Genomic DNA, 14,409 nt, shown 5'->3' on the forward strand with positions numbered 1-14,409 from the left:
CACTGATTACCTCAGTTCTTCTTGACGATGGATTGATGCCCGGCCTTGATCTGCGCCACGGCAGGCGTCCAGAGCACATCTGCGATCTCGCTGAATTCGCGCCAGTGCTTCTGCCAGCTATCCCCGCCATTGTCGGAGGTGAACAAATGCCCATACTTGGTGCCCGCCACGATCTGGCGCGGGTTGGCCGGGTTGAAGGCAATCGCCCAAACGCAGGAGTTGGGTTGTTGCGGCAGGGGCAGCACGGTCCACGTGAGTGCAGCGTCACGGGATATCAGGATCTTGCTGGTGGTGCCCGGCGTACCATCGGAAATACTCAGGTACAGCTCGTTTTCCGTGCCCAGCGGCGCGTTCATGGCGCGCAGGTAATACAGGCCGAAGGCTTCGCGACCGACAATGCCGGTCCAGGTCAGCCCCTCGTCCAGGCTGCGGTAAACCGCATTGACGCAAACCACCACGATGACTTTTTCACCGTGATTGGGCAGTACCACAATGTTGTGGATGTCCGAGTTGTAGTCCCACAGCAGCCGGTCGTCGACGCGGGTCCAGCTGTCACCGCCGTCACGGGAGTGAAACAGCCCACCCTCTTCCAGGCCGAACCACAGTTGGTTGCGGTCGGTGGGGTCATAGGCGAAGGCCAGCAAGCGGGGACGGCTGACGCCGTCGCAGAACTCCGGGATCTCCACCGGAGCGCGATCCCAGCTCAGGCCACCGTCCAGGGTGCGCCACAACACGGCACGCGACGGCGCGCCGGTGCCGACGAAAATCCGCTGGGCGTCCTGTGGGTCGACCGCTACCTTCCACACGGTCTGCCCGTTGAACGGCGAATCGATGCGCTGCCAATGCCCGCCGGTGTCCTGGCTGACACACAAGCCCACGTCGGTACCGGCGTAGATCCGCTCCGGCGTGTCGGGATGCACACTCAGGGACCGGGTGATTGCATCGAACTCAAGGTCCTGCCCCAGGCCCAGGCGGTGCCAGGTCTTGCCATCGTCGGCGCTGCGAATCACCGCTTGCCCGACAGTGGCGACCAAAAGGGTTCCGTTACTCATCTCTGATACTCCTCAGATATAGATGCCGCGCGTCAAACCACCGTCGATGCCGATGGACTCACCGGTTACCGCGCCGGCCTTCGGCGACGCCAGGAAGCCGATCAACCAGCCCATTTCAATCGGCGCCAGGGTGCGGCGAATCGGCGTTGCGTCGATGTAGGCCTGCTCGACCTGTTCCGCGGTCTTGCCCTGCTTGACCGCTTCGCGGTCGTACAGCTCCTGGATATGCGGGGTATCCACCACGCCTGGGTGAATCAGGTTGACCGTGATGCCCGACGGGCCGAGCTGGTCGGACAGGGTTTTGGTCATGTGGGCAATCGCCAGGTTGCGCATGCCCGACAGCACTTTGCTGCTGCGCCCGGTGAGCCCGCCGATGTTGATGATGCGACCGAAGCCGGCCGCCTTCATGTGCGGGGTCACGGCCTTGGCGCAGCGGAAGTAGCCGATCACCTTGGTGTTGAGGTCCGACAGCAACTCATCGTCGCCAGCGTGTTCGATGTCATTGCGCACCACGCCCGATGGCGCGGCAGCACCGTTGACCAGGATGTCGATACGGCCGAAATGCTTGTACGCCGCATCGACCATCTCGGACACGGCCTTCATGTCATTGGTGTCACAGAACAGCGGCAGCACTTCATTGCCGGTCTGTGCCGTGATCTCTTCGGCGGCCAGTTGCAGGAACGCCATGCGCCGCGCGCAGATCACCACCTTGCAGCCTTCCTCGGAGAGAAAGCGTGCGACTTCCTTGCCGATACCCATGCCACCACCGGTGACGATTGCCACGCGGCCTTTCAATTCCAGATCCATTGCCATTTCCTCTTGTGATTATTCGATTCAGGCCAGATCGACGAAGACGCTTTTGGTTTCGGTGTAGGCGTCAATCACGTTCTTGCCCATTTCCCGGCCCCAGCCGGACTGCTTGTAACCGCCGAACGGCGACGCCGGATCGACCACGTTCCAACAGTTGATCCACACCGAGCCGGCCTTGAGCTGCGCGGCCACGCGGTGCGCCGAACGCAGGTCACGGGTCCACAGGCCGGCGGCGAGGCCATAGGGCGAGTCGTTGGCGCGCAGCACCAGGTCGTCGATCTCGCTCCAGCTCATCACGGTCAGCACCGGGCCGAAGATTTCTTCGCGGGCCACGCAGGCCCGCTCGGCACGGTCCAGGAACACGCTGGGTTCAATGAAGTGACCGCGCTCAAGGTGCTCAGGACGGCCACCGCCGCAGATCAGTTGGGCGCCCTCTTCCTGGCCCCGCTGCAGGTAGCCCTTGACCGTGTTCAACTGCCGGCCGGATACCAGCGGGCCCATGCTGTTGGCCGGGTCCAGGCCATTGCCGAGCACATAGGCGGCGGCGTGGCGCTGCAGTTCTTCAAGCACCTGGTCGAGCACACTGTCGTGCACATACAGGCGCGAGCCGGCCGTACACACCTGGCCCTGGTTGTAGAAAATCCCGTCGGCCGCCCCCTTGGCGGCGCGTACGATGTCGGCGTCGGGCAGGATGATGTTCGGTGACTTGCCGCCCAGCTCCAGCGAAACCTTTTTCATGTTGCCGGTGGCCGCCTGGGCGATCAGCCGCCCGACCTGGGTCGAGCCGGTAAAGGCGATCTTGTCCACGTCCGGGTGCTGTGCCAGCGGTGCGCCGGTGTCGGCGCCCAGGCCGGTGATCAGGTTGACCACGCCGGCGGGGAAACCGGCGGCCTCGATCAGTTGCACCAGGCGAATCGCCACCAACGGCGTCTGCTCGGCGGGCTTGAGCACCGCCACGCAACCGGTGGCCAGCGCCGGGCCGAGCTTCCACACGCACATGGTCAACGGGAAGTTCCACGGCACGATCAGCGCGCAGACACCGACCGGTTCACGCAAGGTGTAGTTGAGCATCGGCGCGCCGCTGGCCGGCGAGACGGGCAGCGTGCTGCCTTCGATCTTGCTGGGCCAGCCGGCGAAGTAGCGAATGATGTTGGCCGCGCTGGCCGCTTCACCCCGTGCGTTGCCGATCGGCTTGCCGTTCTCCAGGGTGATCAGTTGCGCCAGCTCCTCGCGGTGCTGGTCCAACAGATCGGCCAGGCGAAACAGCAACAGGCCGCGCTGCGCCGGTGACTGGAAGGCCCAGGCGCCGGTAAACGCTGCGCGGGCGGCTGCAACGGCCGCATTCACATCGCGCTCATCGCCCTGGGCGACTTCGGTCAGGGTCTGTTCAGTGGCCGGGTTTTCCACGGCAAAGCGGCGACCGCTGGCGGCGTCCTGCCAGGTACCGCCGATGAACAGGCGACCGGGCTGGTCCAGGAACGCCTGGACGGCAGGTAATAATGGGAGCTGGTTCATGGTCGACTCCTTCAAAGCGCCATTTCGATCAGGCAAGGCCCGGCATCGGCGGCGGCATTGGCCAGCGCCCGTTGCAGTTCGGCATTGGTGTGTACGGTGCAGGACGGCACGCCATAGCCTTTGGCCAGGGCCTTCCAGTCGATGCGCGGAGTGTCGAGTACGGTCAGCTTGAGCGACTGCGGGTCGAGCTCGGTCATGCCGAAACGGCGCAGTTCGTTCTGCAAGATTGCGTAGCGGTGGTTGGCGGCAATCAGGATCACCACCGGCAACTGCTCGCGGGCGATGCTCCACAGGGTCTGGATGGTGTACTGGGCGCTGCCGTCCGATTGCAGGCAGAACACCCGGTTGCCACGCTCAGCCAGGGCCGCGCCAAACCCCACCGGAATGCCCTGGCCGATCGCGCCACCGGTATTGGTCAATACACGGTGCCGCGCGGCACGGGCAGAAGCGGTGAAAAACGGATAGCCGCAGGTGCCGCCCTCGACCGAGACAATGCAGTCGTCCGGCAGCGCGGCGGCCAACACTTGTCCCACCGACTGCGGGCTCAACGCGGCCTCGCCCGGCGGCAGCTGGATGTCCTGCGGCGTCGGTATGTAGGCAGGCGCGTCCAGCGCATCGGCCAGCGCGGTCAGCGCCCCGGCCACATCGTCGCCCACTTCGGCCAGCGACAGCAGACGCTCACGCTCAGCCAGCCGCGACGGGATACCTTCGTAGCCGAAATAACTGATGGGCTCCACGACACCGGCGCACACGACCTTGTCGTACTGCTCGAGGATCTCGATGGCCACTTCCGGGAAGTACGGCAGGCGATCCAGGTCGGGCAAGCCCCCCCCCCGGTAGCTCAGGCGCGGGAAGGTTTCGGCAAACATACGCACGCCGGGCAGTTGCGCCAGGCGCCCCGCCGCTTCCAGGCCGGCCACCGACAAGCCCTGGTCACCGACGATGAACACCAGCCGCTGGCCGTCGCGCAGGGCCTGGGCCACGGCTTCGATGCGGTCGCCGGCAAAGCGCCGCACCGGCGCACGCAGCGGGCTGAACTGGCCGTTGTGGGTCACGGTATTGGATTGCAGGTCCATGGGCAGGATCAAGCTGGCGATCTGGCCCTTGGCTTGCCAGGCGGCGCGCATGGCTTCCTGCAAGTCTTCGCCCACACCCGACGCGGTGCGCGAGGTGCGTACCCAGCTGGACACAGTACCGGCCAGGGCCTGGATGTCGCTGGCCAAAGGCGGATCGTAATTGACGTGCCATGACGCGTGGTCGCCAATCACATTGACGATGGGCGTGTTGGCGCGCCGTGCGTTGTGCAGGTTGGCGATGCCGTTGGCAAAGCCAGGGCCCAGGTGCGTCAGGGTCATTGCCGGTTTGCCGGCGATGCGGCCGTAACCGTCCGCGGCACCGGTACACACCCCTTCGAACAACGACAACACCGGCTTGAGGGCGGGTGCACTGGCCATCGCGGCCACCAGTGGAATCTCGGTGGTTCCCGGGTTGGCGAAGCAGTACTCGATACCGCTTGCCGCTGCCGCATTCACTATCAGTTGCGCACCATTCATTGTCAGCCCTCTCACTTGAGCGTTTTCTTTGATGAGATTTATCACACATAAAACCATACAGGACAAGTATTTTTAATCATAAGTCTCTTATATTGAGATTTATGCGATTTTTAAACCGAGATAAGTTAATGTAATGACCTGTAGGAGCGAGCTTGCTCGCGAAAACCGTCAGCGATAACGCGTGCCTCCTGAAGGAACGCGGTGCCTGTGAGTTTTTCGCGAGCAAGCTCGCTCCTACAGTGGATCCGGGGCGTTTTCGCCTATAGTGCATACCCGCGTGCAACCCCTTCTCTAGGAACGAAATGAGCAGTCTGAACAAGTTGTTGAGGGTCCTGGATCTGATCGGTCCACAGACGTTGAAGATCGACCCGGACACCATCGCCGAGCGCATGGGCCTGTCGCGTGCCACCGCGTACCGCTACGTCAAGGAGTTATGCGACGCCGGGCTGCTGACGCGCGTGGACGCCGGCAACTATGGCCTGGGGCCGCGCGTGATCGAGCTGGACTGGATGATGCGACAGTACGACCCCATCCTCCTCGCCGGGCGCGAACTGATGCATGAGTTGTCGGCGCAGACCGGCCTTGCGGTGTTCGCCAGCGTTTTCTATGACGGACGCATCATCAACACCTACATCGCCGAACCCACCGACACTTACCACTTCTCCTTCGGGCGCGGTCACCCGCTGCCGTTTTTTCGTGGCGCGCAATCCAAGGTATTGATCGCCTTTCAGAAAGGTCGTCGCCTGCAACGCCTGTTCGAAGAACACATGGCCGGCGATGCGGACAGTGCCTACGACTGGGCAAGCTTTTCCAAGGCCACGAAGAAGATTCGCAAGGACGGCTATTGCATGACCCACGATGAACTGAACCTGGGCCTGACCGGCATCGCGGCGCCGATCATCCAGCCGGATATTGACGAGGTGGTGGGCAGCCTGTCCGCTGTCGGCAGCACCCAGAGCTTCAAGCTGCTGCGCCAGGAAACCGTGATCGAGATGGTGATGGACACCACCCGGCGGATTGCCGAGAACATGCGCAATCAGCCGGGCGCCGCCACGTCCTGAGGTCAAGACGCGACAGCCAGGGTGGATCAGAACGGTACGGCGACGGTCACTTGGCTGTACACATTGGTGCCGTTGCCGACGGCCTGGTTGCCGCCCGTGGTGGAGTCCTGTTTCGGTTTGTAGAGACCGATCAGGGGCGTGATGATCAGGTGCGGGTTGACCGCCCACTCGGCGTACACGTCCAGCTCCCGCGCATCGAGGTTCAGTGCATTGCTTTTGCGCACGGTCTCGAAGTCGAAGTACAACGCGCCCAGGGTCAGGTTTTCCAGCGGCGTGGCCTTGAGGCCCACATGATGGATGCGGGTGTTACTGTTGAACGGTCCGGAATAGTTGCCGCCGACTTCGCCTTGCAGCCAGGTGCCGTAGCCCGTGCTTTGGCCGGTGAACAGCGAATCCCATTTTTGTGAGTAGCGGGCGTAACGGTAGGTGACCTTGGGTGCCCAGGCGACATCGGCAAAGGTGTAACCGGCTTCGCCGTACCAGGCTTTTTCCGGCCCGCTGTCCTTGTCCTGCCAGGCGTATTCGAAGGCCAGGCTGACATTGGGCAGGCCCGCGTCGCCTTCGCCACGCACGCTGTAGATATTCATACCCTTGCGCTGGCGCTGAAAATCACTGGCCCAGCGGTCGTTTACATCGATGCCATGCACCCAGGTCAACCCCAAGGTGCCGGGCTTGGTGGTGTAATCGAGGGTACCGGCGGCCACTTCGGTTTCGGCCTGGGCGCGGTTGTCGGACTTGAGCCACAACAGACTGCCATGCAGGCCGTCCTTGCCACCCAGGCGCAGGAACGCGGTCTGATCGAACGCATGCCGCGCCGCCAGATAGTAGGCACCGCCCCGGTTCAGCGCGCCATCGGCCGGGCCCTTGCCCAGGTTCGGCCCGTCATCGTTGACCAGGAAGCCCCTGCCGAGCTTGACCACCTGGCGCCCGCCGGAAATATCCACGCCGTCCTGGCCCAGTGCCGGGAACAGGTCGCCGGAGCGCCACCCGAGGTAAGCGTCTTCGATTTTGGTGGTGCGTTCGGTGCCCAGGGTATTGCCGGCCGCGTCGCCGTCGCCCCAGGTGGCGGAGCTGAGCAGGGCGAACGCACCGTAGGCGGTGCCGTTGCCTGCCAGGGACTGGTCGCCGCTCAGGCCGTATTTGATAAAGCCTTCACGCCAGGTTGAGCCGCCCGACGTGCCGTTGTAGTTCTTGCGACTGTTGAACATACCGAATACGGCAGTCATGTCTGCGTTGAGATGGCGGCTGTCATCGCTGTACAGCTCATAGGCCTGGGCCTGGCTGATGGCGCAGAGCGTCAAGCTGCATGCCAGCGTACCGCCGAAGAATAAAGTGGATGGGTAGCGCATGATCGAAGCTCCTTGAAGCGCGTCGTTAAAGGCTGTCTCAGATAGCGGCAACAGGGGTGCAGCGACGCCGCGCCCCTGTTGGCCGAGGGTTACTCGCCCGCGCGCTTATTGACGAACAGCAATTGCTGGCCGGTGAACTCCAACAGCCCTTCGAGGCCGAACTCGACACCGAAGCCGGACATTTTGCTGCCGCCGAATGGCGTATTCGGTTGGATCCGGGCGTGACAGTTGACCCAGGCCACGCCACTTTCCAGGCGGCTGGCCAACGCCTGCGCCTGCTCGACATCCGGGCCCCATACCGAGCCACCCAGGCCCATGTCACCGGCGTTGGCGCGGCGCAGCACGTCCTCGACGTCGCTGTAAGCGATCAGCGGCAACACCGGGCCGAATTGCTCCTCGTCCACCAGACGCTGGCCATCGGTCACATCCGCAACCAATGTCGGTGGGTAAAAGAACCCCGGACGGTCCAGACGGGCGCCGCCACACAGGACCCGCGCCCCCTGATCCCGTGCATCGGCGACCAGGGCTTCAACCAACTGCAATTGCTCAAGGTTCTGCACCGGCCCGAAGTTGACGCCGGGCTCCAGGCCATCCCCCACCACCTGGCGCTGGGCAATCAGCGTCAGCGCGTCGGCGAAGGCCTCGTATTGGGATTCGTGAATGTACAAACGCTTGAGCGCTGCGCACGTCTGGCCCATGTTGAGGAAGGCTGCCTGGAAAATTTCCTCGGCGACCTCTTCCACCGATGTGCCGGGCAATACAATCGCAGCGTCGTTGCCGCCCAGTTCAAGGGTCAGGCGCTTGAGATTGGTCGCAGCGCCGCGCATCACGCTCTGGCCGGTGGCGGTGGAACCGGTGAAGACAATCTTCTGAATGCCGGGGTGCGAAGTGATCGCACTGCCGAAACCCTGCTCGCCGGTCACGCAGTTGATCACACCGTTGGGTACATGCTTCGCAATGATTTCCACCAGGCGCAGGGTACTCAGCGGCGTCAGGCTCGACGGCTTGCTGACCACGCAGTTGCCGGCCCGCAGCGCCGGCATGATGTGCCACACGGCAATCATGAACGGCCAGTTCCATGGCGTGATGGACGCCACCACACCCAGGGGTTTGCGGTGCAGCTCAATGCGCTGGGTCGGGGTTTCTTCCACCAGCTCCACTTCAATCTGCTGCCCGGCCGCATAGCGGGTCCACGCGGCGGCGCCCATGACTTCGGAAAACGCCAGTTCCAACGGTTTGCCTTGTTCCTGCACGATCAACCGGGCCAACTCATCGGCGCCCTGCTCGATACTCTCGGCAATCGCCAACAGCCGCTCGCAGCGTTGAGCATGGGAAACGTGACGCCACGCCTTGAAGGCCACTTGAGCGGCGGCCACCGCGTCGTCCAATTGAGCCAGCGAGCCGGCCGGGCATTGGGCGAATGCGGCGCCGGTAGCCGGATTGATCACATCAAACTGCCCGTTTTCACCGGCAACCTGAATCCCATTGATAAGCATCTTGTAGTGGTGCATGTGTCATCTTCCTTTAACGCTGGCGAGCCTTGCCGGACAACGGCAAGCGAACAGTGTGCAGTGGGGCGGTATCGCTTGATGCCTTAGAGTTTGTGGCTGCCCAGCGCCAGGAAGCGCTGCGGCGAGACCTTGCGCAGTCGCGCGGCGAGAAAAATGCCGCCCAGCAGCGCCGCTGGAATGACCGCGCACAGTGCGTAGGACAAAAGCTGGCTGGCGCCGGTGAGCACATCGAAATGCACCACCGCCAGTATCAGCACCATCAGCAAGGCCAGGCTGGAGAAAATCGGCAGGATACGCCCGCGCCAGAGGCCGACATTGAGTTCCGGGTGCCGGTGGAAATACACACACACCGAGACCGAAGTCATCGCCATGAGCAAAATCACGCACAAGGTGGCGAGGTTGGAGAACCAGGCGAACAGTTGCAGGATTGGATCGGCATCCATGGCGGCGAAGATCAGCACCACCACGGCGGCGATCAGGCTTTGCAGCGCCGAGCCCATATGCGGGCTTTGGTGCACACGGTGGGTGGTGCCCAACAGACTGTGCAGCAGACCGTCGCGCCCGATCGCGTAGAAATAGCGCGCCGCGGCGTTATGGAATGCCAGCAGCCCGGCGTAGATGCTGACCATGAACAGCACCCGGATAATCTGCGTCAGGTACGGGCCGACAAAGTGGTCCGACATGCCGTAGATAAAGGTGGTTGGGTCCTGCAGGGCTTGCAGCATCGGCACGATTTTATCCGTACCTACGCCCACCACCATCGACCAGACCGACAGCGCGTAAAAGCCGCCGATCAGCAGCACCGAGCTGTAGGTGGCAATCGGAATGGTGCGGTGCGGATTTTTCGCTTCTTCGCCGTAAATCGTCGTGGCCTCGAAGCCGATAAAGGCCGCGAAGCAGAACAGCAGGCCGATCGACGGGGTACCGCTGAACACATGCTGGCGGGTGAACGAGTCGAGATTGACACCGCTGTCGCCGCCAGTCTTGAGAATCGCAATATCCAGGGTCAGGATCGCCAGGTATTCGGCAATCACGACCACCGACAAGACGCGGGCGGACAGATCGATCTTGCGATAGCCCAGGATCGCGATGCTGACCATCGCCATCAGCGAGTAGGACCACCAGGGCAACACCACGCCGTATACGCTTTCCATGGTGCCGCTGACCACGCCGCCGAACATGCCATAGAGGCCGACCTGCAGGATGTTGTAGGCAAACATCGCCAGCACGCCCGCCGCCCCTCCGGCCAGGCCGCCCAGGCCGCGCGAGGTAAAGGCGTAAAAACCACCTGCGTTGGTGACATGCCTGGCCATGGTGGTGTAACCGACCGAAAACGCCAGCAGCACCGCCAGGGCCAGCAATAACAAGGCCGGGGTGCCGGCACCGTTGCCCAGCATGATGCCAATCGGGAAACCTCCGGCGATGACGCTGAGCGGGCTCGCCGCCGAAATCACGAAGAAGATGATAAAGCCGACACCCAAGGCGCCACGCTTGAGCTCCGTGGAGCTGTTGACCGGGATAGATACACTCATCTTATTAACCTTATTGTATGAGGCAGTCGCTGTGGTATAGGACCGATCAAGGCGCCATCGGTACCAGATAGCGCTTTTGTTTTTGGGATTGCACGCTGTATTCGATCCTATGCCCGCCCACGAACACCCCGCTATCCCAAATCGGTAACATCGCCGGCGTCACCCCCGACCGGCAATGCCCCGAAAGTCACGGCCGATTTGGGATAACGGCGCCCTTGTGCATTCAGGCATGCTAGGTCCAGCCCTCTTTTACGGACGCCAGCCATGCCCTTTACCGACTCCAAACGTCGCTGGCTGATACTTGCCATCATTTCCAGCGCGCTGCTGCTTATCGTCATTGACATGACGGTGCTGTACACCGCGCTGCCCACACTCACGCGGGAGCTCAGCGCCACGGCGTCGCAAAAGCTCTGGATCATCAATATCTACGCGTTGATCGCCGCCGGCCTGCTGTTGGGCATGGGCACCCTCGGCGACCGTCTCGGGCACAAACGGCTGTTTATCGGCGGCCTGAGCGTTTTCGGCCTGTTCTCGCTGATCGCTGCGTTCTCGCCATCGGCCAGCGTCTTGATCGTTGCCCGTGGGTTCCTGGCGGTGGGCGCGGCGATGATGATGCCCGCCACATTGGCCCTGGTAAGGTTGACGTTTACCGACCGACGCGAACAGGCGATGGCGTTCGGACTATGGGCATCAGTGGCTTCAGGGGGCGCCGCATTCGGACCGGTCGTAGGTGGATTGTTGCTGGAGCATTTCTGGTGGGGTTCGGTATTCCTGATCAATGTGCCAATTGTGCTGTTGGCCTTGCTGCTGGGGGCGATAGCCATTCCCGATCATCCGGGAAATAGCCAGACACGCTGGGACTGGCTGGGTTCGCTGCAGGTCATGATCGGTTTGATCAGCGTAGCTTATGCGGTCAAGGAGCTGGGTAAACGGCAACCCTCCTTCGAGGCCATGCTGATAGCACTGGTCCTGGGCACGCTATTTCTGGCGCTTTTCATTCGACGTCAACGGCGGGCCGATCAGCCGATGCTGGATCTGTCGCTGTTCTCCACGTCTGGCTTCAGAAATGCGGTGATTTCGGCAGTGGTATCAGCCGCCGCCTTGATCGGCATGGAACTGGTCTTCAGCCAACGCCTGCAACTGGTGCTGGACCTGTCGCCGCTGGAGGCGGCGCTGTTCATCCTGCCGCTGCCGCTGGGTTCGTTCGTCGCCGGGCCGCTAGCCGGGCATTACCTGCCGCGCCTGGGAGAGCAGCGCATGCTGTTCTGGACGCTGCTGCTTTCGGCTGCCGCAATGCTGACCTACTTGCTGGCGCACAACGCCGCAGTGCCAGTGCAGATCGTCAGCCTCGCACTGCTGGGTCTTACGATGGGCGCCGCACTGACCGCAGCGTCCAGCACGATCATGCTCAGCGTGCCCGCCGACAAAGCCGGCATGGCCGCCTCCCTTGAGGAAGTCTCCTTTGAACTGGGCGGCGCCGCAGGCGTGACGTTGGCGGGCAGTTTGTTATCGGCCATCTACGCCTACTCCGCGAGCCAGATGATTCCTCCATGGCTGGCCCTCAATCCCATGATCTTCGAGAGCCTCGACGATGCGCTGGTGGTCGCCGCGACGCTGGCGCCGGAGGACGCGGCGATGCTGATCGGGTCGGCCCGTTCGGCGTTCGACGCGGGTTTCGTCGCCGTACTGGCCACCTGTGCGGCATTGCTGTTGATGGCAGCGCTGCTGGTCAGGCCACGCAACCGGGTGTCATGAATCAGTGACATCAGCCGATGCAGTGACACATCCAATAAAAAAAGTCGGTGGTGCCACACCAACCGATGATCGATCAACACGCGGTTTACCAGTGAGATAGCCCAATGCTCGACGCCCTTTCCATCCGTTTGAAATTCGTCCTCTTGTCGGGTTTGTGCCTGCTTGGCGTGATCGGTCTGATCGTCGGCATGAATCTCTACCAGGGCAACCAGAACAACCAGTTGATCAGCACCTCGAGCAGTACGATGCTGACTGACAGCGGCAAGACCCTGCTGCTGGCCAGGGCGGCGGAACAGGCGAAGAACCTGCAGGGCGAATTCGCCCGCAGCCGGCAGATCATCACCGCTTTTTCCGACCAGGCGGCCGGCTTGCGCACCATGGCCGCCCAGCGGGGGTTGGCGGCTGCGACATTGCGTGAAGAACTTAACCTGGCGCTCAAGACCACGTTCGAACGCAATCCCGAGATTCTCGGGCTTTGGCTGGTGTACGAACCTGATGCGCTGGATGGCAAAGACAGTGAGTTCGTCAACGACGCCGCACGCGCCGCCAACGAGAACGGACGTTTTGCCAGCGCCTGGAATCGCGGCGCGGGTCAAGCGATGAATATTCTGGTTCCCGAAAGCGATTTGCAGAAGACCGAGTTGAGCATCAGCGGCACGCCCTACAACAGTTGGTACACCTGCCCGCGAGACACGCGACGCACTTGCCTGATGGCCCCCTATGCCGACACCCAGGCCGGGCAGGTTCAACTGATGACCACGCTGTCGATGCCCCTGATCGCCGATGGCAAGGTGATCGGCACCCTTGGGGTCGACCTCGCGCTCGGCGCCCTGCAAGCTGCCGCGAGCGATGCCCAGCGTACCCTGTTCAACGGTTCAGGGCGCATGCTGATTGTTTCCGACAGTGGCGTACTTGCCGCCTACAGCGCGGATGCGAGCCAGGTCGGCAAAAATATCGACGTTCCGTTGAAGGATGAGGGCAAGGTCGTGCTTGCGGCATTGGCGCAACAAAAACCGGTGGTGCTGGTCGGTGATGCGCTGATTCGCGCTGTGTACCCCGTTGCACCCATCGCCGAAGCGCCGGCGTGGGGAGTGGCCATCGACCTGCCCAAGGATGTCTTGCTGGCGGACTCGATGAAGCTGCAGACCTTGCTTGACCAGACGCAAACCCGGGACACCCTGGAGTCACTGTTGGTCGCCGTCGGTGCGGGGCTGCTGGGCTTGCTGCTCATCTGGTTCACCGCCTCCGGTGCGACACGCCCGATCAACAGCGTCGCTCGGATGCTCAAGGCGATTGCCAGCGGCGACGGCGACCTCACCCAGCGGTTGGATTACCGCAAGAAAGATGAACTGGGCGAACTGGTGAACTGGTTCAATCGGTTTCTCGACAAACTGCAACCCACCATTGCGCAGCTCAAGCAGAGCATCATCGCTGCGCGCGGCACCGCCGACCAGTCGTCGCACATCGCGCGCCAGACCAGCGAAGGGATGCAGGTGCAATTTCGCGAGATCGATCAACTGGCAACCGCGTCCAACGAAATGAGCGCCACGGCCCACGAAGTCGCCAACAGCGCGTCAAACGCAGCGATGGCGGCCCGGGGCGCAGACCAGGCGTCCAGGGAAGGCATCACCATCATCGAGCGCAGCACCCGTGACATCAACGCACTGGCCAGCGAAGTCAGCAAGGCCGTGACGGAAGTCGAAGCCCTGGCGGTCAACAGCGAACAGATCGGTTCGGTGCTGGAAGTGATCCGCAGTATCGCCGAACAGACCAACCTGCTCGCCCTCAACGCCGCGATCGAGGCCGCACGGGCCGGCGAAAGCGGCCGAGGTTTCGCAGTGGTGGCCGACGAAGTACGCAACCTCGCCAAGCGTACCCAGGACTCGGTAGAGGAAATTCGCCTGGTGATCGAGCGCATCCAGGCCAGCACGCGTGGCGTGGTGGCAACCATGCATTCAAGCCAGACTCAGGCCCAGAGCAACGCCAGCCAGATCCATCAGGCGGTGGAGGCGCTCGGTAAAATCAGCGAAGCGGTGACGGTGATCAATGACATGAACCTGCAGATCGCAAGCGCGGCAGAAGAGCAGAGCGCGGTGGCCGAGGAGGTTAATCGCAATGTCTCGACCATTCGCGGTGTCACCGAGACATTGACCGAGCAGGCGGGCGAGTCGGCGCAGATCAGCAGCCAGCTCAACGAACGGGCCAATCAGCAAATGAAACTGATGGATCAGTTCCGCGCTTAACCCGTGGCGTGCCGTTGCGCCGCCGTGC

Annotated in this window: 10 protein-coding genes and 1 pseudogene; 4 read left to right on the forward strand and 7 right to left on the reverse strand. The window is 62.6% G+C overall.

Features of this window, described 5'->3' with window-relative positions:
- Positions 1–11: 11 nt before the first annotated feature.
- Genes J1G34_RS07355 through J1G34_RS07370 form a run of 4 tightly spaced genes read right to left on the reverse strand, consistent with a single transcriptional unit; the run spans position 12 to position 4,930 of the window.
- Positions 12–1,052, reverse strand: coding sequence for a WD40/YVTN/BNR-like repeat-containing protein (locus tag J1G34_RS07355; protein WP_065933302.1), 1,041 nt, complete (start codon positions 1,050–1,052; stop codon positions 12–14).
- A 12-nt stretch (positions 1,053–1,064) separates the two neighbouring features.
- Positions 1,065–1,859: an SDR family NAD(P)-dependent oxidoreductase gene (locus tag J1G34_RS07360; protein ID WP_065885621.1), complete on the reverse strand. Its 795-nt coding sequence runs from the start codon at positions 1,857–1,859 to the stop codon at positions 1,065–1,067.
- A gap of 27 nt (positions 1,860–1,886) precedes the next feature.
- Positions 1,887–3,377: an aldehyde dehydrogenase family protein gene (locus J1G34_RS07365; RefSeq protein ID WP_222993688.1), complete on the reverse strand. Its 1,491-nt coding sequence runs from the start codon at positions 3,375–3,377 to the stop codon at positions 1,887–1,889.
- Between the two features lie 11 nt (positions 3,378–3,388).
- Complete coding sequence (locus J1G34_RS07370) at positions 3,389–4,930, reverse strand: acetolactate synthase large subunit (RefSeq protein WP_065885618.1); 1,542 nt, start codon at positions 4,928–4,930, stop codon at positions 3,389–3,391.
- 302 nt (positions 4,931–5,232) lie between these two features.
- Between J1G34_RS07370 and J1G34_RS07375 the strand changes: the two genes are divergently transcribed.
- Positions 5,233–5,991, forward strand: coding sequence for an IclR family transcriptional regulator (locus tag J1G34_RS07375; protein ID WP_065891977.1), 759 nt, complete (start codon positions 5,233–5,235; stop codon positions 5,989–5,991).
- A gap of 26 nt (positions 5,992–6,017) precedes the next feature.
- On the opposite strand, the gene J1G34_RS07380 is transcribed toward J1G34_RS07375, so the two are convergent.
- The 3 genes from J1G34_RS07380 to J1G34_RS07390 all read right to left on the reverse strand — a co-directional run bounded on the left by J1G34_RS07380 (position 6,018) and on the right by J1G34_RS07390 (position 10,383).
- Positions 6,018–7,340: an alginate export family protein gene (locus J1G34_RS07380; protein WP_065891978.1), complete on the reverse strand. Its 1,323-nt coding sequence runs from the start codon at positions 7,338–7,340 to the stop codon at positions 6,018–6,020.
- 89 nt (positions 7,341–7,429) lie between these two features.
- The gene (locus J1G34_RS07385) at positions 7,430–8,851 is read right to left on the reverse strand and encodes an aldehyde dehydrogenase family protein (protein WP_065891979.1); all 1,422 of its coding nucleotides are present in this window, start codon (positions 8,849–8,851) and stop codon (positions 7,430–7,432) included.
- Between the two features lie 83 nt (positions 8,852–8,934).
- Positions 8,935–10,383 (reverse strand): APC family permease, encoded by a 1,449-nt coding sequence (locus tag J1G34_RS07390; RefSeq protein WP_222993690.1) that lies wholly within the window; start codon positions 10,381–10,383, stop codon positions 8,935–8,937.
- Between the two features lie 264 nt (positions 10,384–10,647).
- On the opposite strand from J1G34_RS07390, the gene J1G34_RS07395 reads away from it, so the two are divergent.
- From J1G34_RS07395 to J1G34_RS27620, 3 genes and pseudogenes are all read left to right on the forward strand, one after another.
- Positions 10,648–12,138, forward strand: coding sequence for an MFS transporter (locus tag J1G34_RS07395; RefSeq protein ID WP_222993692.1), 1,491 nt, complete (start codon positions 10,648–10,650; stop codon positions 12,136–12,138).
- A 377-nt stretch (positions 12,139–12,515) separates the two neighbouring features.
- Positions 12,516–13,523: pseudogene (locus J1G34_RS27615) on the forward strand (methyl-accepting chemotaxis protein); the annotation flags it as partial.
- 102 nt (positions 13,524–13,625) lie between these two features.
- Positions 13,626–14,381 (forward strand): methyl-accepting chemotaxis protein, encoded by a 756-nt coding sequence (locus J1G34_RS27620; RefSeq protein ID WP_370737769.1) that lies wholly within the window; start codon positions 13,626–13,628, stop codon positions 14,379–14,381.
- Positions 14,382–14,409: the final 28 nt, after the last annotated feature.

Origin of the sequence: Pseudomonas sp. Wu6, from assembly GCF_019891515.1 — a bacterium.
GTDB classification, from domain to species: domain Bacteria; phylum Pseudomonadota; class Gammaproteobacteria; order Pseudomonadales; family Pseudomonadaceae; genus Aquipseudomonas; species Aquipseudomonas orientalis_A.